General features: G+C 62.8%; 21 protein-coding genes. 11 read left to right on the plus strand and 10 right to left on the minus strand.

The features are described 5' to 3' along the window. Positions 1-318: 318 nt before the first annotated feature. From N5J71_RS07760 to N5J71_RS07770, 3 genes are all read left to right on the plus strand, one after another. Positions 319-750, plus strand: a complete 432-nt coding sequence (locus N5J71_RS07760) for a tetratricopeptide repeat protein (protein ID WP_003460971.1) — start codon at positions 319-321, stop codon at positions 748-750. Between the two features lie 113 nt (positions 751-863). Continuing rightward, complete coding sequence (locus tag N5J71_RS07765; RefSeq protein WP_279534772.1) at positions 864-1,310, plus strand: hypothetical protein; 447 nt, start codon at positions 864-866, stop codon at positions 1,308-1,310. 98 nt (positions 1,311-1,408) lie between these two features. Continuing rightward, positions 1,409-1,702, plus strand: coding sequence for a hypothetical protein (locus N5J71_RS07770; protein WP_242408720.1), 294 nt, complete (start codon positions 1,409-1,411; stop codon positions 1,700-1,702). Positions 1,703-1,790: 88 nt separating this feature from the next. Here the strand turns inward: N5J71_RS07770 and rluB are convergent, their stop codons facing one another. From rluB to N5J71_RS07805, 7 genes are all read right to left on the minus strand, one after another. Then, positions 1,791-2,948 (minus strand): 23S rRNA pseudouridine(2605) synthase RluB, encoded by a 1,158-nt coding sequence (rluB, locus tag N5J71_RS07775; protein WP_125874855.1) that lies wholly within the window; start codon positions 2,946-2,948, stop codon positions 1,791-1,793. Between the two features lie 224 nt (positions 2,949-3,172). Further along, the gene (locus tag N5J71_RS07780) at positions 3,173-3,355 is read right to left on the minus strand and encodes a DUF1289 domain-containing protein (protein ID WP_003460967.1); all 183 of its coding nucleotides are present in this window, start codon (positions 3,353-3,355) and stop codon (positions 3,173-3,175) included. A gap of 97 nt (positions 3,356-3,452) precedes the next feature. Continuing rightward, complete coding sequence (scpB, locus tag N5J71_RS07785) at positions 3,453-4,250, minus strand: SMC-Scp complex subunit ScpB (RefSeq protein ID WP_074859650.1); 798 nt, start codon at positions 4,248-4,250, stop codon at positions 3,453-3,455. Then, a complete protein-coding gene (locus tag N5J71_RS07790; RefSeq protein WP_074859647.1) occupies positions 4,247-5,071 on the minus strand; it encodes a segregation and condensation protein A in 825 nt (274 codons plus the stop codon). The genes scpB and N5J71_RS07790 overlap by 4 nt, the downstream gene beginning before the upstream one ends. A 14-nt stretch (positions 5,072-5,085) precedes the next feature. Further along, positions 5,086-6,300: a tryptophan--tRNA ligase gene (locus tag N5J71_RS07795; RefSeq protein WP_279916633.1), complete on the minus strand. Its 1,215-nt coding sequence runs from the start codon at positions 6,298-6,300 to the stop codon at positions 5,086-5,088. Between the two features lie 71 nt (positions 6,301-6,371). After that, positions 6,372-6,998, minus strand: coding sequence for an L-threonylcarbamoyladenylate synthase (locus N5J71_RS07800; RefSeq protein WP_083393748.1), 627 nt, complete (start codon positions 6,996-6,998; stop codon positions 6,372-6,374). A 13-nt stretch (positions 6,999-7,011) separates the two neighbouring features. Further along, positions 7,012-7,878, minus strand: coding sequence for a PHP domain-containing protein (locus N5J71_RS07805; RefSeq protein WP_279916636.1), 867 nt, complete (start codon positions 7,876-7,878; stop codon positions 7,012-7,014). Between the two features lie 117 nt (positions 7,879-7,995). Between N5J71_RS07805 and N5J71_RS07810 the strand changes: the two genes are divergently transcribed. The 5 genes from N5J71_RS07810 (at position 7,996) to N5J71_RS07830 (ending at position 11,493) form a co-directional block, all read left to right on the plus strand. Next, positions 7,996-8,295: a YciI family protein gene (locus N5J71_RS07810; RefSeq protein ID WP_003460961.1), complete on the plus strand. Its 300-nt coding sequence runs from the start codon at positions 7,996-7,998 to the stop codon at positions 8,293-8,295. Between the two features lie 41 nt (positions 8,296-8,336). Then, complete coding sequence (locus N5J71_RS07815; protein WP_003460960.1) at positions 8,337-8,711, plus strand: hypothetical protein; 375 nt, start codon at positions 8,337-8,339, stop codon at positions 8,709-8,711. A 3-nt stretch (positions 8,712-8,714) separates the two neighbouring features. Continuing rightward, entirely contained in the window at positions 8,715-9,392 is a 678-nt protein-coding gene (locus N5J71_RS07820) for a response regulator transcription factor (RefSeq protein ID WP_075746958.1), read from the plus strand. Between the two features lie 294 nt (positions 9,393-9,686). After that, the gene (locus N5J71_RS07825) at positions 9,687-10,100 is read left to right on the plus strand and encodes a periplasmic heavy metal sensor (RefSeq protein ID WP_074859632.1); all 414 of its coding nucleotides are present in this window, start codon (positions 9,687-9,689) and stop codon (positions 10,098-10,100) included. A gap of 64 nt (positions 10,101-10,164) precedes the next feature. After that, entirely contained in the window at positions 10,165-11,493 is a 1,329-nt protein-coding gene (locus N5J71_RS07830) for a sensor histidine kinase (protein WP_084342035.1), read from the plus strand. A gap of 12 nt (positions 11,494-11,505) precedes the next feature. Here the strand turns inward: N5J71_RS07830 and N5J71_RS07835 are convergent, their stop codons facing one another. Continuing rightward, entirely contained in the window at positions 11,506-12,066 is a 561-nt protein-coding gene (locus N5J71_RS07835; RefSeq protein ID WP_279916637.1) for a nitroreductase family protein, read from the minus strand. Between the two features lie 548 nt (positions 12,067-12,614). Continuing rightward, entirely contained in the window at positions 12,615-12,986 is a 372-nt protein-coding gene (locus N5J71_RS07840; RefSeq protein WP_003460954.1) for a YkgJ family cysteine cluster protein, read from the minus strand. A 148-nt stretch (positions 12,987-13,134) separates the two neighbouring features. Here N5J71_RS07840 and N5J71_RS07845 point away from each other — a divergent pair, with 148 nt between their 5' ends. Both N5J71_RS07845 and N5J71_RS07850 read left to right on the plus strand, forming a co-directional pair. Next, positions 13,135-14,589: a TrkH family potassium uptake protein gene (locus N5J71_RS07845; protein ID WP_279916638.1), complete on the plus strand. Its 1,455-nt coding sequence runs from the start codon at positions 13,135-13,137 to the stop codon at positions 14,587-14,589. 3 nt (positions 14,590-14,592) lie between these two features. Continuing rightward, positions 14,593-16,047 carry a TrkH family potassium uptake protein gene (locus N5J71_RS07850; protein WP_084342034.1) on the plus strand — a complete coding sequence of 485 codons (1,455 nt, stop codon included), beginning with the start codon at positions 14,593-14,595 and terminating at the stop codon, positions 16,045-16,047. 14 nt (positions 16,048-16,061) lie between these two features. On the opposite strand, the gene N5J71_RS07855 is transcribed toward N5J71_RS07850, so the two are convergent. Next, the gene (locus N5J71_RS07855; RefSeq protein ID WP_039964751.1) at positions 16,062-17,075 is read right to left on the minus strand and encodes an AraC family transcriptional regulator; all 1,014 of its coding nucleotides are present in this window, start codon (positions 17,073-17,075) and stop codon (positions 16,062-16,064) included. A 130-nt stretch (positions 17,076-17,205) separates the two neighbouring features. On the opposite strand from N5J71_RS07855, the gene N5J71_RS07860 reads away from it, so the two are divergent. Further along, positions 17,206-17,523 carry an Mpo1-like protein gene (locus tag N5J71_RS07860; protein ID WP_003460950.1) on the plus strand — a complete coding sequence of 106 codons (318 nt, stop codon included), beginning with the start codon at positions 17,206-17,208 and terminating at the stop codon, positions 17,521-17,523. The last annotated feature ends 90 nt before the right edge of the window (positions 17,524-17,613 follow it).

Here is a 17,613-nt window from a genome sequence, read left to right on the forward strand (position 1 = left end):
CTGGTTGCGCCACATCCTTGAACGCCTGCCGACCGCCAGTAGCGTCGAGGATTACGAAGCTGCTACGCATCGCGTACAACAGGCGATTGCCCTTTGACTTCTATATATTTATCCTGCGCACTTCCAATAGGAGTGCTCAGATATGGACTGTCACCTACACACCACCTCGTTGAAGCAGCTATTTGTCCTGCTCGGTTTCGCCCTTCTGGCAGGCGGCTGCAGCAGCACCTCTCAGCAGAGCGCCCGTTTCTGCGATCACAGCGGCTGTTCCGAACGCCCCTCTCCTCCGTCTCGGCCGACTATCTGAACAAACCGGCCGTGGTCAAAAGTGAAGAAATCCTCAAGCTCGAAGAGGCTGCCGCCAGCGAACCCAAGGCCGCATACGATCTGTCCCTGCGTTACTTTCGAGGCGACGGCGTGCAGCGCAACAGTTATCAGGCTTTGCAATGGATGCGCAAGGCAGGCCATGGTGGTCTACTGGAGGCCCAGAAGGCACTGGGCGGCTATTACCTGAGCGGTTTTGAGGAAATGGGCAGCGATCCCCAAGAAGCTGAGAAATGGCTGTCGATGGCAGCAGCGCAAGGCGACCAGGAATCTGCCGCGCGTCTGGCCGAAGCCACGGAAGCGAAGAAGTCAGAAGCCGACGACTACCGCTGGCGCAAGCACTGGCGTGAGTACTACCGCGGATACTGGTATCGAGGCTATTCGTACTTCGGCTACTGGCGACAGGGCTATTGGTACTACTACTGACAACCCTCAACAATAAGTAAGAAAGCTCGGCCAGGGAAGGCAAGGGTGATCCCTGCTGTATCTAGCTAAGCGAATGATCATCCGACACGACAACATATGGAGAAGTGCATTTCATGAACAAGGCTCGCATCCCATCCAAGCCTCTCAAACTGTTCAGCCTGTGCCTGCTGGGCGCGACTTTGTCCGCCTGTGCTGGCGGCGGCATGATCAGTACCGGCAACCAGTCCACTGCCATGTCCGGATCCGCCGGTGGTAGCACCAGCGTCGGCGCCAACCCGGAACTGGAGCGCTGCGATCGCACTCTGGGAACCATCGCCATCGATGACGGGCGTAATTCCGACTGGTATGGCCAGTTCGGCAGCGCAACCCAAGTCACCAGCATCGAACCACTCCTGCGCCTGGCAGTACAGCAATCCAACTGCTTTGTGATCACCTCCATCGGCAACCAGCAGCTAGACAGCCGTCTGAGCAAGATAACCGACCAGCAGCGCAATTCCGGCGAATACCGTGCGGCTCCAACCAGCAAAAGGGCCAGCGCGTTGCCGCTGATTACTTCCTAGAACCCAAGATCATCATCGATAACGATTCGGTAGGCGGCGTCGGCTCAGCCATCGGTGGCCTGCTGGGCAACAGCGCCGTGGCGGGCCTGGCGGGCGCCTTGCAATCGAAGGCATCGGTAGTAACCCTGTCGCTGTTTGACATTCGCTCCTCGGTACAGATTTCCACCTCCGAAGGCAACGCCACCGCTACCAATTATGGTGCAGCCCTGGGCGCCCTCACCAGCAGCGGCGTGGCCGGCGGCCTGGGTGGTTTCTCCCGCACCCCGGAAGGCAAAGCCACCGTGGCAGCGTTCAACGACGCTTGGAACAAGATGATCGTCTCCCTGAAAAACTACAAGGCACAGGAAGTTGAAGGTGGCCTGGGTACCGGTGGCGTCTTGAAGGTCAACTGACCTACATACACCTCCACCAACAAAAACGCCCCGCACAAGCAGTTGTGCGGGGCGTTTTTGTTTGTAAACCGCTTGGGACTATAGATTTCTAGCGCTTGCGACCGAAACCGGGGCGCTGACCATCGCCGGCGGGCGGGCGCTTGCCGGGTGTTACCGGGCGCGGCTTGCGTGCCGGACGCTCGGACAACTCGACGGCCGGACGCGGCTGACGCTTCTTCACATCGCTCGGGCGCTCCGCTACCGGCGTGCCGCGACCGTTTTCACGACGCTCACCACTGTCTTTGCGCGGACCACGCGGCGCGCGCTGCTCGCCATCTTCACGGCGCGGCGCACGGCTCGGGCGAGTATCTGCTGAACCTGCCTGGTCCTTCGCCGGACGCAGCACACGCTTGCCACGCACCTCGACCGGTTTGGCCGACTTGCGCTGCAGACGGTCGAGCTTCTCGCGGGTCTTTTCCTTCATCGCCGGCAGCGCCTGCGGGGTCAGGCCGACTTCGGCGCTGAGGATGTCCACCTCGCGCTGGTCCATTTCGCGCCAGCGGCCCATGGTCAACTCGGAAGTGAGGAACACCGGACCAAAGCGCACGCGCTTCAGGCGGCTGACCACCAGGCCCTGGGACTCCCACAGGCGACGCACTTCGCGGTTACGCCCTTCCATCACCACGCAGTGGTACCAGTGGTTGAAGCCTTCGCCACCGGGCGCTTCCTTGATGTCGGTGAACTTGGCCGGACCATCCTCGAGCATCACGCCATTCTTGAGGTTCTCCAGCATTTCCTCGGTGACTTCGCCACGCACACGCACCGCGTATTCGCGGTCCATCTGATAGGACGGGTGCATCAGACGGTTGGCCAGTTCACCGTCAGTGGTGAACAGCAACAGGCCAGTGGTGTTGATATCGAGACGACCGATGTTGATCCAGCGGCCTTCTTTGGGGCGCGGCAGACGATCGAATACGGTGGGACGGCCTTCCGGATCATCACGGGTACAGATCTCGCCATCCGGCTTGTTGTAGATCAGCACGCGGCGTACCGAGCCGGTGATTTCTTCGCGCTTGAGCAAACGGCCATCAAGAGCGATGGCGTCATTGGCATCGACACGCTGTCCCAGGATCGCAGCAGCGCCATTGACCTTGACCCGACCTTCGGCGATCCAGGTCTCGATTTCGCGGCGCGAGGCCAGCCCGAGGCGGGCCAGGACTTTCTGCAGTTTTTCGCCTGCAGGACGCGGTTGTTCGTGCTCAGTCATCTTGGGCACCTCCCGGTGTAGTAAAGGATGATCGAAGGGCGCGCATCATACGCGCTGTAGAGCCCATAGGGTAGACGATGCTGCGGCATTCGCCTGGTAGAAGCAGGAGCACAGCACCGGATCGTAGGAGCCCCGCCCCGGGGCGAAGCCTTTGCGCACAAGCCTTGTACTATCGGCGCCCCCGCCATTCGCCGCGAGGCGCGGCTCCTACACCGGATATGCGGTCAATACTTACGCCTTCCGGTGGCCTCCAGCGCCAGCAAGCGCATATCGGCCTCGGCCAGCAGCGCCAGGCGCTCACCCTTGCCCAGGCGTTTCCAGCCTTTGATTTCCTCACGGCTGCGGCCGCAGCCCAGGCAGATATCCTTTTCGAATTCACAGACCTTGATGCACGGACTCTTGCTCATTGGATCGCCTAAACCAGAAAGGATCGGATGGGCGCAAGAATAAAGGCCGAGGGACAAACAGCGAGATTGAAGTATTCGATAAAGGGCTTAAGCGATATCAATGCAACGGCTGATCGCCGTCCAGGTCGGCCAGATCATCTTCGACCGCTTCATCCTCTTCGTCTTCTACCAGACGCAGGTCATCGAAATCAGTCTTGAGCCCTTGCTCCATGTCGTCCAGCTCGGCCAGCAAGCTACGGAAGCTGGTTTCCTCGCGAGGCTCGGCGGCTTCACCGTCGTCCTGCAAGACCAGATCGGCACGCGCCTGCAGCCCTGCCGGCACCTCGGCATCGTCGTCCAGCGCCAGCTCGGGCTCCGACTCCAACTCGCGCAAAGCGGCGAGCGGCGGCAGTTCGTCGAGGCTTTTCAGGTTGAAGTGGTCGAGAAAGCCCTTGGTGGTGGCGAACATCGCCGGGCGCCCCGGCACGTCGCGATAGCCCACCACGCGAATCCACTCACGCTCGAGCAGGGTCTTGGTGATGTTGCTGTTGACCGCCACGCCGCGCACGTCCTCGATCTCGCCACGGGTGATGGGCTGGCGGTAGGCGATCAGCGCCAAGGTTTCCAGCAGCGCACGGGAGTAACGCTGCGGGCGCTCTTCCCAGAGCCGGCCCACCCAGGGCGCGAAGCGCTCACGCACCTGCAGGCGATACCCCGAGGCCACCTCCTTCAGCTCGAAGGCGCGGCCTTCGCAAGACTGCCGGAGGATCTCCAGCGCCGCCTTGAACTGCTCAGGCTCGGGCCGCTCGCCCTCCTCGAACAGCTCGAAGAGGCGCTCGAGCGACTGCGCCTTGCCGGAAGCCAGCAGAAAGGCTTCGAGCAACTGGGCCAGGTCTTTGGGGTCGTTCAGGTTCATTCGGCACGGGCTCGGACATGGATAACGGCGAAGGGCTCATTCTGCACCAGCTCAACCAGGGATTCCTTGATCAATTCGAGCACTGCCATGAAGGTCACCACCACACCAAGTCGCCCTTCCTCGGCGCTGAACAGCTCGACGAACGGTACAAACGCCCCATCCTTGAGACGCTCCAGCACTTCGCTCATGCGCTCGCGGGTCGACAGCGCCTCGCGGGTAACCTGGTGGCTTTCGAACATGTCGGCGCGGCGCAGCACCTCGGCCATCGACAGCAACACCTCTTCCAGGCTGACGTCCGGCAGCAGCTTGCGCGCGCGGGCTTCGGGAGCATCCAGTTTCGGTACGGTCACGTCGCGGCCAACGCGCGGCAGTTCGTCGATCCCCTCGGCAGCGGCCTTGAAGCGCTCGTATTCCTGCAGGCGACGAATCAGCTCGGCACGCGGATCGTCTTCTTCCTCCTCGGCCTCGGTGGAGCGCGGCAGCAGCATGCGCGATTTGATCTCGGCCAGCATGGCGGCCATCACCAGGTATTCGGCAGCCAGCTCCAGACGTACCGAATGCATGAGTTCAACGTAGCCCATGTACTGCTTGGTGATCTCGGCAACGGGGATGTCGAGGATGTCGATGTTCTGTTTGCGAATCAGATACAGCAGCAGGTCCAGCGGACCTTCGAAGGCTTCGAGGAAAACCTCCAGGGCATCCGGGGGAATGTACAGGTCCAGCGGCAATTCGGTGACCGCCTCACCATAAACCAGGGCGAACGGCAGCTCCTGCTGGGCGCCGGCCTGGCTGTCCGGGGTTGGCGTGGCGGGCTCACTCATCGACTGGCGCTCCTTCAGCGGTAATTCAGGCCCATGGCCATGCGTACTTCGGCCAGGGTTTCGCGCGCTTCGTCACGCGCGCGTTCGGCGCCTTCGGCGAGGATGCTGCGCACCAGGTCCGGACTATCCTCATAGTCGATGGCGCGCTGCTGCAGGGGCATCAGCTCGGCCTGCAAAGAGGAGCACAGCGCGCTCTTGCAGTCGAGGCAACCAATCGAGGCGCTACGACAGCCCTCGATCACCCAGTGCAATTGCTCGGCGCTAGAATACAGCTGATGCAGCGACCAGACCGGGCAACGCTGCGGCTCACCCGGATCGTCGCGGTGTACCCGTGCCGGATCGGTGGGCATGCGCCGCAGTTTTTCCTCGAGCTCGGCATCGCTATCGCGCAGGAATATCGCGTTACCGCTGGACTTGGCCATCTTCTGTCCGTCCAGGCCAGGCACCCGCGAAAACTCGGCAAGAATCGGCTGCGGCTCGCTCAGAATCACCTTGCCGCCACCTTCCAGATAGCCGTACAGACGCTCCTGGTCGCCGAGGGTGATGCTGGTCTGTTCCTTGAGCAGGGCCCGCGCCGTCTCCAGCGCCTGTACGTCACCCTGCTCCTGATAGGCCTTGCGCAGGTTGCTGTAGAGCTTGCCGAGCTTCTTGCCCAGCTTGCCGATGGCCGCTTCGGCCTTCAGCTCGAAATCCGGCTCGCTGCCGTACAGGTGGTTGAAGCGGCGCGCCACTTCACGGGCAAATTCGATATGAGGTAGCTGATCCGCACCGACCGGCACCTGGCCGGCGCGATAGAGCAGGATGTCCGCCGCCTGCAGCAGCGGGTAGCCAAGAAACCCGTAGGTGGAAAGATCCTTGCCGCTCTGTCGCTCCTGCTGCTCCTTGTAGGACGGCACGCGCTCGAGCCAGCTGAGCGGACAGATCATCGACAGCAGCAGGTGCAGCTCGGCATGCTCCGGCACCTGCGACTGCACGAACAGTGTCGCCGAGCTGGGACTGACGCCAGCGGCCAGCCAATCCACCGCCATGTCCATGACATGCTGGGAAAGCTGGCCGGCATCGGCATATTCGGTGGTCAGCGCATGCCAGTCGACGATGCAGAAGAAGCAGTCGTACTCGTGCTGCAACCTGACCCAGTTCTTCAGCACGCCATGGTAATGCCCGAGGTGCAGACGACCGCTCGGACGCATCCCTGACAGCACCCGACGCTCGGAGTCGTTAAGGCTCAAACCGTTCCATCCAAAGTCCAGACGAGGCCAGGGAGTATAGGGTAGCTGCGCCCCCGGCGGAAAATCCGCCGTCAGAGATCGCTGAACGGCGTCGGATCACCGCAACCGACGCGCAGCACTTGCGGGCTATCGTCGGCGAGACTGACCACGGTGGACGCTTCCAGCCCGCCAAAACCGCCGTCGATGATCAGGTCAACATGGTGTTCAAGAATCTGCCGCATTTCGTAAGGGTCGGACATCGGCAGTTCATCGCCCGGCATGATCAGGCTGACGCTCATCAGCGGCTCGCCCAACTGCTCCAGCAGCGCCAGGGCAATCGGATGGCTGGGCACGCGAATGCCAATGGTGCGGCGCTTGGGATGCAGCAGCATGCGCGGCACTTCACGGGTGGCATTGAGGATGAAGGTGTAAGGGCCGGGCGTGTGATTTTTCAGCAGGCGAAAGGCAGCGGTGTCGACCTTGGCAAACAGCCCGATCTGCGACAGATCGCGGCAAACCAGGGTGAAGTTGTGCTTGTCATCGAGCTGACGCAGGCGACGAATGCGCTCTACCGCATTCTTGTCACCGATCATGCAGCCCAGCGCATAGGAGGAGTCGGTCGGATAGACAACCACGCCGCCGCCACGAATGATTTCCACGGCCTGTTTTATCAGGCGTGCCTGCGGGTTTTCCGGGTGGACCTGGAAAAATTGACTCACACTTGCTCCCAGCTCATAAAGTGACAGCGGATGGCTGTGCATGCTCGAAACGCTCCCAGAGCGCAGTCAGATCGTCGGGCAGCGGCCGGTACATACCCAGCTCGGACCAGTCGCCGGGCGCATGAAAATCACTGCCGACGCTGGCCATCAAACCAAACTCACGGGCCAGAATCGCCAGGCCGCCGACCTGCTCGGCCGGCTGCATGCCGTTGACCACTTCCAGCGCGTGGCCACCGGCTGCCGCGAAGTCGGCAACCAGACGGCGACGCTTACTGCGCGTGAAATCGTATTGCCACGGATGCGCCAGGCTGATCCAGGCCCCGGCCGCGCGCAAAGTGGCAACGGTTTCTTCCAGCATAGGCCAATGCTGCTTGACGTCACCCAATTTGCCCGAACCCAACCACTTGCGAAACGCCTCGGCACGGTCGCGCACATGGCCGGCGCGCACGAGAAATTCGGCGAAATGTGACCGGGCCGGCGCATTGCCGCTATCGCCCAGTTCCTGCTGAACGGCCCGCGCGCCCTCCAGAGCGCCTGGCATACCTTTGGCCGCGAGGCGTCGGTCGATCTCTTGCGCACGCTGCCAGCGCCCATGGTGCAAGGCATCGATGGCAGCACACAGCGCCGGCGCCTCGCGCTCGAAGGCATAGCCCAACACGTGGATGGTCGCTCCACCCCAGGTGCAGGACAGCTCGATGCCATTGATCAGTTGCATATCCAGAGCCGTCGCTGTGCGACGTGCTTCATCCAGCCCTTCCAGGGTGTCGTGATCGGTCAGTGCCAGCAGCCTAACGCCACGCTCATGCGCCCGGGTCACCAGGACGGCGGGGGCCAGGGCGCCATCGGAGGCGGTGCTGTGGCAGTGCAGATCGACAATCATGGCGGCGCTTTCGTTGAGATTGATGTTTGTTATTATGCCCCACATCCGCGCCAAGGCTGTTGCCATATGGCGAAAATGCTTCATCCCTCCCCGCTTCGCCCCTAAATAAGGACTGAAATGCTCTACGCCATCATCGCCACCGACGTCGAAAACTCCCTGGAAAATCGTCTGGCCACCCGCCCTGCTCACCTCGCTCGTCTGGAGCAGCTGAAGCAGGAAGGTCGCCTGCTGCTGGCCGGCCCGCACCCGGCCATCGACAGCAATGATCCAGGCCCGGCTGGTTTCAGCGGCAGCCTGGTGGTTGCCGAGTTCGACTCCCTTGAAGCTGCCCAACAATGGGCTGATGCCGACCCGTACCGCACAGCCGGCGTGTATGCCAACGTTTTGGTCAAACCCTTCAAGAAAGTGCTGCCCTGACGAAGTGCCACCCACGCTGCTTTCGCACACAAGGAATCGCGATGCGCCCGATCCCGCTGTCCCTGCTGGTCACCGTGATGCTGACCTGTGCTTCGGTACAGGCAGAAGAACAACCCGCTCAGCCTTCCGCCCCAGCAGCTGCGGTCGACAGCCAGGTGTTGGAACAGCGCCTGGCGCAGAGTGAGCAACTGCGCAATGAGCTGGAAGCGAGCAGCGCCGTGCAACTGCAGCGCCTGCGCCAGGAAAATCAGCGACTGCGCCTGCAGCTCAAGGAAAGCCAGGCGCAGGCTCAACCCCGGCTGCTCAGCGAGGAACAGACCTGGTTCGCCCTCGGCGCAGCCCTGAGCCTGATCTCGATGCTATTCGGCGCCCTGTTGCGTGGCTCTCGCAAGACCCGTCGCGAGTGGATCAACTAAGCCATGAACCGATTGCTGCTGATCGATGATGATCAGGAACTCTGCGAGCTGCTTACCCGTTGGCTGACCCAGGAAGGCTTTCAGGTCACCGCCTGCCACGAAGCCGCTGGCGCCCGTCAGGCACTTGCCGCACAAGCCCCCGAGGCTGTGGTGCTGGACGTGATGCTGCCGGACGGCAGCGGCCTTGAGTTGCTCAAGCAGCTACGGGGCGAGCATCCGGACCTGCCAGTGCTGATGCTCTCCGCCCGCGGCGAACCGCTGGACCGCATCCTTGGCCTGGAGTTGGGCGCCGATGACTACCTGGCCAAGCCCTGTGACCCTCGCGAGCTGACCGCACGCCTGCGCGCCGTGCTGCGCCGCACCGTGCCCGCGCCGGCCAGCAGCCAGCTGGAGCTGGGCGACCTCAGCTTCAGCCCCAATCGCGGGGTGGTCAGCATTGGCGAGCATGACGTTCCGCTGACACTTTCCGAAAGCCGCCTGCTGGAAGCCCTGCTGCGCCAACCAGGTGAGCCGGTGGACAAACAGGCATTGGCGCAACTGGCCCTGGGCCGCAAATTGACCCTGTATGACCGTAGCCTGGACATGCACGTCAGCAACCTGCGCAAGAAGCTCGGCCCGCACCCGGATGGCCGCCCACGCATTCTCGCCCTGCGCAGCCGCGGCTATTACTACGCGCAGTGAGTACGCCCTGGCGCAGCGTAAATAACCCGCAACATCGCCTTTACCCAAGCTTTACCCACAGCTGACTGCCCTTGACCTTGACCGCCGCATAATGAGCCCATCCGGTACTTACCGGCCTCGGAACCTGTTTACGACCTGCTGCGCGTCGGCCCTGCTGCGTTGAAAACAGACTCGGAATGCTCATGTACAACAGTACAGTCGCCCGCGACTCCGACCGTTCCTCGTCTGTTTTCGCCTTGCATGACTCTAGCTCGCTAGATCGCAAAACAGGTTCTCAAGACAAGGAGAATCACCATGCGCAAGACCCTCACCGCCCTGCTGCTCGCTGCCACCCTGCCGACCCTGGCCTTCGCCATGCCCATGCACGACGGCGGCCCTCGCCACCATGATCGCGGCCACAGCATGTTCAAGGAGCTGAACCTGAGCAAGGAGCAGCGCCAGGAGTTTCGCAAACTGATGGGCGAGCAGATGAAAACCCATCGCGACATCACCAAGCGCTACCTGGACAAGCTGCCGGAAGCCGAAAAGCAGGCCATGAAGAAGGAGTTGGACAAGGCTCGCGCCGACCAGCACAAGGCCCTGCGTGACCTGCTCAACCCCGAGCAGCAGAAAGCCTTCGACGAGCACCAGAAGAAAATGGAAGCTCGCCGCGCAGAAATGGCCGAATTCAAGGCCTGGAAGGCCGAGAAGGACAGCAAGACCAACTGATCGACACCCCCTAGACCCGCCGCCGCGCTCCCTGGGCCCGGCGGCTTTTGCATGAGGAATCACCGTGCGTTCACTGTTCTGGCGCATTCTGGCGACCTTCTGGCTGGGCATCGCCCTGGTAGCCGGCCTGTCGCTGCTGCTGGGCCGCGCCCTGAATCAGGACGCCTGGATTCTGAGCCTGCACCCGGGCCTTGACGATCTCGATAGCAAGTGGGTCAAGCGCTATGAACAGCAAGGGCCAGCCGCCGCCCAGGATTTTCTCGAACAGCGCAAGCGCAAGTACCGTATCGACACCCAGGTGCTTGGCGAGAGCGGCCAGCAACTGGTCAAAGGCACCTTTCCGTCCCGTGCTGCCGCCTTCGAGGCGCGTCACGGCGACGAACGTCGCTTGCCATGGCGGCGCCTGACCGCCGAATACACCAGCCCGGAAAGCGGCGAAAGCTACCTGTTCATCTACCGTATTCCACACCCGGAACTGGCAGCCTGGCACCGCGGCAGCCTGTTCTGGCCACTCAGCGCCATCGCCATTGCCCTGGTGGTGCTGACGCTGTTCAGCCTGATGCTGACGCTGTCGATCACCCGCCCGCTGGATCGCCTGCGCGGCGCCGTGCATGACCTCGGCCAGACCGCCTACCAACAGAACAGCCTGGCTCGTCTGGCCACGCGCCGCGACGAGCTGGGCCTACTGGCCAAGGACTTCAACCGCATGGGCGAGCGCCTGCAAGGCTTGATCGGCAGCCAGCGCCAGTTGCTGCGCGATGTCTCCCACGAACTGCGCTCGCCCCTGGCGCGCCTGCGTATTGCACTGGCATTGGCGGAGCGCGCCGATGCTGCGGAGCGAGAAAGGCTCTGGCCCCGCCTGAGTCAGGAGTGTGATCGACTGGAAGCGCTGATCAGCGAAATTCTTGCCCTGGCCCGTCTGGACGCGGATCCGGGCGCCGCACAGCCCGTCGATCTGGCCGCCCTGCTCGGCAACCTGCAGGAAGACGTTCGCCTGACCGCCCCGCAACAACAGCTGCAGATCGATCTCGACCCGCGCGCACGCCTGCAAGGCTGGCCAGACATGCTGGAGCGCGCGCTGGACAATCTGCTACGCAATGCCTTGCGCTTCAGCCCAGCGGATCAACCTGTCCTCATCAGCGTGCAGAGCCAGGGGCAAAACGTAACGCTGAGCGTGCGCGACCATGGCCCTGGAGTCGCTAGCGAATACCTGGAGCAATTGGGTAAACCGTTCTTCCGCGCGCCAGGCCAGAGCGGCTCCGGCCACGGCCTCGGCTTGGCTATCGCGCGGCGGGCGGCGCAACGTCATGGCGGTGAACTGCTGTTGAGCAACCATCCGCAAGGCGGCTTCATCGCCACGCTCAGCCTGCCGGCCAGGCAGCAGGCAGGCTGAAGCGCGTTTCGCTCAGCCCTCCCAGGCGCTGACGAAATCCTCGACGCGAACCTCCGGGGCGCGGCGCAGCTCACGCTCCGGCGTACCAAGGTAGAGGTAGGCGATGATCTGCTCGTCCGCCGCCAGGCCCAGCCCCTTGGCCACATGGGCGTTATAGGCCATGTCGCCGGTACGCCAGACCGCACCGATACCCTGAGCATGGGCGGCCAGCAGCATGCCATGCGCGGCACAGCCGGCTGCTATCACCTGCTCGGAAGCGGGTACCTTGGGGTGAGCCTGAACCCGGGCGATCACCACCACCAGCAATGGCGCGCGCAGCGGCATGCCACGCGCCTTGTTCAGCGCTTCCGGCGCAGCATGCGCATCGGCGACCAGCAAGGCCTCGGCGAACAGCTCGCCCATACGCTCACGCGCTTGCCCCTCGACCGTCAGAAAACGCCACGGACGTAGCTGACCATGATCAGGCGCACGCAGGGCTGCGCGAAACAGCATCTCGCGCTGAGCAGCATCCGGGGCTGGTTCGACCAGGCGAGGAACGGAAACACGGTTGAGCAGAGCGTCGAGGGCCTCCATCGGCCACCTCCAAAAACAAAGATGGCGCATTCTCAATGCTGCAAGCTGCAAGCTGCAAGCTCAGCGGTATGCGGGGACGGCGCATCAGCCTGTAGGCACTGCGCCTCGCGGCGAATCGCAAGAACACCGCAAAGCCAAAAGCTTCGCCCCGGGGGCGGGGCTCCTACACAAACCTCGCAGGCGCCGACCTACCCTGTAGGAGCCGCGTCTCGCGGCGAATCGCAAGAACATCGCAAAGCCAAAAGCTTCGCCCCGGGGCGGGGCTCCTACACAAACCCCGCAGGCGCCGACCTACCCTGTAGGAGCCGCGCCTCGCGGCGAATCGCAAGAACATCGCAAAGCCAAAAGCTTCGCCCCGGGGCGGGGCTCCTACACAAACCCCGCAGGCGCCGACCTACCCTGTAGGAGCCGCGCCTCGCGGCGAATCGCAAGAACACCGCAAAGCCAAAAGCCCCGCCCCGGGGGCGGGGCTCCCACAAAGGCGCTTCGGGTATCCTGCCAAATAAGCATCAGGCAATGTCCAGCTTCACCTGCGGCTTGAGATACCGTCAGGCTACCCGGTCGGGCGATATCACCGGTTGCACCGGCGGAGTGAGCGGCGGCAGACCGTAAGCCCTGCGCGCCTCGTCGCAACGCGGGTTGTGCTCACCGTTCGCCCATGACGCTTCGAACTCGCGGCAGCTACTCGAGCGCTGTTCGTACATGGTGCAACGCACACCACAACCGACGTCGCCCAACAGTTGCGTACAACGTGCCGGTTTGCTCTCCGTGCCACGCATGGCGACGTAATGGGGGCTGATCTGGATGACCTGCTCGTCCGGAACGCTACCGCCCGCGGATTGGCACTCGCCCCAGAAGAAGGACACACGAAAAAACGCGCAGCAGGCGCCGCACGTAAGGCAGGGATTAGCTTCGGACATTTGAGGAGAGCTCGGAAACCGACGGACGTCGGCAACTGGCAGCTATTCTATGCTCGGCGATGCGCTTGTAAAGCCCCCACCGTTGCGGTTTACAGCCGTCCGTGCGCAGGTAGAATGGCGCATTTTCCAACCCGCCAGAGCCCTCTAAATGGCCTTGCCGACGCTGCGCATCATCGGTTTCATCATCGGCATATTCCTGATTACCCTGGCGATCAGCATGGCCATCCCGATGCTGACCCTGCTGATCTTCGAGCAGCCTGAAGATCTCAATGCCTTTCTCTGGTCCAGCCTGATCACCCTGATCGCCGGGCTCGCCCTGATGATTCCCGGCCGGCCGCAGAACGCTCAGTTACGCCCGCGTGACATGTACCTGCTGACGACCGGGAGCTGGACCGTGGTTTGCTGCTTTGCCGCGCTGCCGATGATGCTGATCGCCCATATCAGCTACACCGACGCCATCTTCGAAACCATGTCCGGCATTACCACTACGGGCTCCACCGTGCTGACCGGGCTGGATGACATGTCGCCCGGTATTCTGATCTGGCGCTCGATGCTGCACTGGCTCGGCGGCATCGGCTTCATCGGCATGGCCGTCGCCATTTTGCCGCTGCTGCGCGTGGGTGGCATGCGCCTGTTCCAGACCGAATCCTCGGACTGGGGCGAGAAGGTAATGCCACGCTCGCACATGGCGGCGAAGTATCTGTTGGTGATTTATCTGGCCCTGACGCTGCTGGGTTTCCTGGCCTTCTGGGCGGCAGGCATGAGCCCTTTCGACGCCATCAACCACTCCATGGCAGCGATCTCCACCGGCGGATTCTCCACCTCGGACGTGTCCCTGGCGCACTGGCCAGAACCGGCCGTGCATTGGACGGCGGTGGTCCTGATGCTGCTCGGCGGCATGCCGTTCATGCTTTACGTCGCCTTTATTCGCGGCAATCGCAACGCCCTGTTCAAAGACCATCAGGTTCGCGGCTTCATCGGTTTTCTGCTGCTGACCTGGCTGGTCTTCGGCACCTGGTTGTGGATCAACTCGGACTACGCCTGGCTCGACGCCTTTCGCATCGTCGCGGTAAACGTCACCTCTGTGGTCACCACCACCGGCTTCGCCCTCGGCGACTACACCACCTGGGGCAGCTTCGCCGTGCTGCTGTTCTTCTACCTGACCTTCGTCGGCGGCTGCTCGGGCTCCACCGCAGGCGGCCTGAAGATCTTCCGCTTCCAGGTCGCCTACGTGCTGCTCAAGGCCAACCTGATGCAGCTGGTGCACCCCCGCGCGGTGATCAAGCAGCAGTACAACAATCACAACCTGGATGAAGAGATCGTCCGCTCGCTGATCACCTTCTCCTTCTTCTTCACCATCACCATCGGTGTGCTGGCCCTGGCCCTGACCCTGGTCGGCCTAGACTGGGTCACCGCGCTGACCGGCGCCGCCACCGCGGTGTGCAACGTCGGCCCAGGGCTTGGCCCGATCATCGGCCCAGTCGGCAACTTCGCCAGCCTGCCGGATTCAGCCAAGTGGCTGCTCAGTGCTGGCATGCTGCTCGGCCGCCTGGAAATTCTGACCGTACTGGTGCTGGTCACCCGTAGTTTCTGGAAACACTGACCGATGCCCCTAGCCAGCCTGCGCATCCTCGCCTTCATCAACGGCATCTTCCTCGTCACCCTGGCGCTGGGCATGCTGGTGCCGGTGATCACCCTGTTGATCTTCGAGCAGACGCAGGGCATCAATGCCTTTCTCTGGTCGAGCCTGATCACCGCGCTCACCGGCATCGCCATGATCGCCCAGGGCAGGCCCCAACAAACGCAACTGCGCCCCCGCGACATGTACATGCTGACGGTGTCGAGCTGGGTGATGGTGTCGATCTTCGCCGCCTTGCCGTTCATCTTCGCCGAACGGGCGAGCATCACCGACGCGTACTTCGAGAGCATGTCCGGCATCACCGCTACCGGCGCCACCGTATTCAGCGGCCTCGACGACATGTCGCCCGGTATTCTGATCTGGCGCTCGATGCTGCACTGGCTCGGCGGCATCGGCTTCATCGGCATGGCCGTCGCCATTTTGCCGCTGCTGCGCGTGGGTGGCATGCGCCTGTTCCAGACCGAGTCGTCGGACCGCTCGGAAAAGGTCATGCCGCGCTCGCACATGGTCGCCAAGTACATGGTGCTGGCCTATGTCGGCCTGAGCACACTCGCGGTGCTGGCGTTCTGGTGGGCGGGTATGGGCCTGTTCGATGCGATCAACCACGCCATGTCGGCGATCGCCACCGGTGGTTTCTCCACGTCCGACTCTTCACTGGGCAAATGGCAGGAACCGGCGATTCACTGGGTCGCCATCGTGGTGATGGTGCTCGGCAGTCTGCCGTTCGTGCTCTATGTCAGCACCCTGCGCGGCAACTACCGCGCACTGTTTCGCGACGCGCAGGTGCGTGGATTCCTGCTGTTGCTGGTGGGCAGCTGGTTCGTGCTGGCGGGCTGGAAATGGCTCACCACCGACCTGTACTGGCTCGATGCGCTACGCCTGGTGGCGGTGAACATCACCTCGATCATGACCACCACCGGCTTTGCCGTGGGCGATTACCACCTGTGGGGCCCGTTCGCCAGCATGATGTTTTTCTACCTGGGTTTCGTCGGAGGCTGCTCCGGCTCCACCGCCGGCGGCCTGAAGATATTCCGCTTCCAGGTCGCCTACATCCTGCTCAAGGCCAACCTCAAGCAGCTCATTCACCCCCGGGCGGTGATCAAGCAGCATTACAACCGCCACCGCCTGGACGAAGACATCGTTCGCTCGATCCTGGCCTTCGCCTTCTTCTACACCATCACCATCGCCACGCTGGCCCTGGCAGTAGCGATGTGCGGCGTGGACTGGATCACTGCCCTGACCGGCGCTGCGGCGATGGTCTCAGGCGTTGGCCCAGGCATGGGCGAGATGGTCGGCCCGGCCGGCAACTACGCCACCATCCCCGATACGGCCAAGTGGCTACTGAGCCTGGGTATGCTGCTCGGGCGCCTGGAAATCCTCACGGTGCTGGTGCTGTTGTTCCCCGCCTTCTGGCGCCATTGAGTGGTCGATGGACCTTAACCAGCCAGCCCACGACGACTGCGATACTCACCGGGCGTTTCTCCGAACCAGCGGCGAAACGCCCTGAAGAAGTTGCTCGGGTCGGCAAAGCCCAGCAGATAGGCAACCTCCAGCAACGTCAGGTCGACCTGGCCAAGATACTGCTCGGCCAGCTCTCGGCGCGTGTCGTCGAGCAACTGCTGATAGCTGGTGCCCTCCTCCTGCAGGCGTCGCTGCAAGGTGCGCTGCGACAGATGCAGCGCCTGCGCCACCACCTCGCGGCGTGGCTCGCCCTGCGGCAACAGGCGGCATAGCACCTGACGTGCCTGATGGGTGACGCGACTGCTGCAGAAACGCGCCAGGTATTCGCCGGCAAAACGGTCATGCAGTTGCGCCAGCGCCTCATTGGCACTGGGCAATGGTGTCTCCAGATCGGCACGCTCGAAGATCAACCCGTAATGCTCGGCATTGAACTTCAGCGGAGCCTGGAACACCTGCTGATAAGGCGCCAGGTCGGCGGGTGGCGGACCTTGCAGGCGAATCTCGCGCGGGCGAATGGGCTTGCCGGTCATCCAGCGGCAAAAGGCCAGGCAGTATGCCAGCGACGCCTCGGCGCTCTGCCGGGCCGGCGGCAGGCGGTCGCCATGAATGGCCAGAGTCAGCGCATAGCCGTCGGGTTGCGGCAAAAAATTCAGGTCCGCGCCTTCACCGATGATGCGCTGGTAGCGCACCAGACGGGTGAAGCCATCACGCAGGTTGCGACTGGACATCAGTGCATAACCCACCACATGGAAGGACGCCGGGCGCACCACCTGCGCCATGTTCAGGCCGATCGCCGGATTGCCCGACAGCGCCACGGCGCGCTGCCACAGACGGGTCATGCCGTCCTGCGGGAAGCGCGCATCGGGGTCGTTCAGCGCGGCGTAATCCATGCCCAGTTCGGTGAACAGGCTGGTGCAGTCTACGCCGCCCAGCTCCAGCGCCTGCACGATGGCCAAGGCCCAGCTGGAGGATGTGGTTCTTTCGCTCATCGTCTTGTTCTTGTGATCAATCAGCAATGCCATGGTTGGCGGCGCAAGGATACTAGACTGGCACCTTAAGTCAGTGGCCCACGGAGACAGCAGGTCTAGACTCGTAGGTGACAATAACAGGAGGTGCGCCATGACCGCCCAGACCACCGAACGCTACCAGAGCTTCGCCGAGTTCTACCCCTATTACCTGCAGGAACACAGTAACCCCGTGTGCCGCCGACTGCACTATGCCGGCAGCCTGCTGGTGCTGGCGATCCTCGCCTACGCCCTGTTCAGCCAACAATGGCTGTGGCTGCTGGCCATGCCGCTGGCCGGTTATGGCTTCGCCTGGGTCGGCCACTTCGTCTTCGAAAAGAACCGCCCGGCCACCTTCGACTATCCGCTGTACAGCCTGATGGGCGATTGGGTGATGCTCAAGGATGCCTTTACCGGCCGTATCCGTTTCTAAGAACCTGGCTGCTCACACTAGGGTCTGTTGCCGTTTCGACGCGAGCCGCGTTGCTGCGCCAAATTGCGCCACGCGAGGCGCGGGATGCAG

The sequence above is a fragment of the Ectopseudomonas oleovorans genome (assembly GCF_029845265.1).
GTDB lineage: Bacteria > Pseudomonadota > Gammaproteobacteria > Pseudomonadales > Pseudomonadaceae > Aquipseudomonas > Aquipseudomonas oleovorans.

What these genes read in the sequence shown, in the direction of transcription:
- N5J71_RS07765 (WP_279534772.1), top strand. Translation starts at nt 864, where the DNA reads ATGAACAAGGCTCGCATCCCATCCAAGCCTCTCAAACTGTTCAGCCTG.
- rluB (WP_125874855.1), bottom strand. Translation starts at nt 2,948, where the DNA reads ATGACTGAGCACGAACAACCGCGTCCTGCAGGCGAAAAACTGCAGAAA.
- N5J71_RS07780 (WP_003460967.1), bottom strand. Translation starts at nt 3,355, where the DNA reads ATGAGCAAGAGTCCGTGCATCAAGGTCTGTGAATTCGAAAAGGATATC.
- scpB (WP_074859650.1), bottom strand. Translation starts at nt 4,250, where the DNA reads ATGAACCTGAACGACCCCAAAGACCTGGCCCAGTTGCTCGAAGCCTTT.
- N5J71_RS07790 (WP_074859647.1), bottom strand. Translation starts at nt 5,071, where the DNA reads ATGAGTGAGCCCGCCACGCCAACCCCGGACAGCCAGGCCGGCGCCCAG.
- N5J71_RS07805 (WP_279916636.1), bottom strand. Translation starts at nt 7,878, where the DNA reads ATGATTGTCGATCTGCACTGCCACAGCACCGCCTCCGATGGCGCCCTG.
- N5J71_RS07810 (WP_003460961.1), top strand. Translation starts at nt 7,996, where the DNA reads ATGCTCTACGCCATCATCGCCACCGACGTCGAAAACTCCCTGGAAAAT.
- N5J71_RS07815 (WP_003460960.1), top strand. Translation starts at nt 8,337, where the DNA reads ATGCGCCCGATCCCGCTGTCCCTGCTGGTCACCGTGATGCTGACCTGT.
- N5J71_RS07820 (WP_075746958.1), top strand. Translation starts at nt 8,715, where the DNA reads ATGAACCGATTGCTGCTGATCGATGATGATCAGGAACTCTGCGAGCTG.
- N5J71_RS07825 (WP_074859632.1), top strand. Translation starts at nt 9,687, where the DNA reads ATGCGCAAGACCCTCACCGCCCTGCTGCTCGCTGCCACCCTGCCGACC.
- N5J71_RS07835 (WP_279916637.1), bottom strand. Translation starts at nt 12,066, where the DNA reads ATGGAGGCCCTCGACGCTCTGCTCAACCGTGTTTCCGTTCCTCGCCTG.
- N5J71_RS07840 (WP_003460954.1), bottom strand. Translation starts at nt 12,986, where the DNA reads ATGTCCGAAGCTAATCCCTGCCTTACGTGCGGCGCCTGCTGCGCGTTT.
- N5J71_RS07845 (WP_279916638.1), top strand. Translation starts at nt 13,135, where the DNA reads ATGGCCTTGCCGACGCTGCGCATCATCGGTTTCATCATCGGCATATTC.
- N5J71_RS07850 (WP_084342034.1), top strand. Translation starts at nt 14,593, where the DNA reads ATGCCCCTAGCCAGCCTGCGCATCCTCGCCTTCATCAACGGCATCTTC.
- N5J71_RS07855 (WP_039964751.1), bottom strand. Translation starts at nt 17,075, where the DNA reads ATGAGCGAAAGAACCACATCCTCCAGCTGGGCCTTGGCCATCGTGCAG.
- N5J71_RS07860 (WP_003460950.1), top strand. Translation starts at nt 17,206, where the DNA reads ATGACCGCCCAGACCACCGAACGCTACCAGAGCTTCGCCGAGTTCTAC.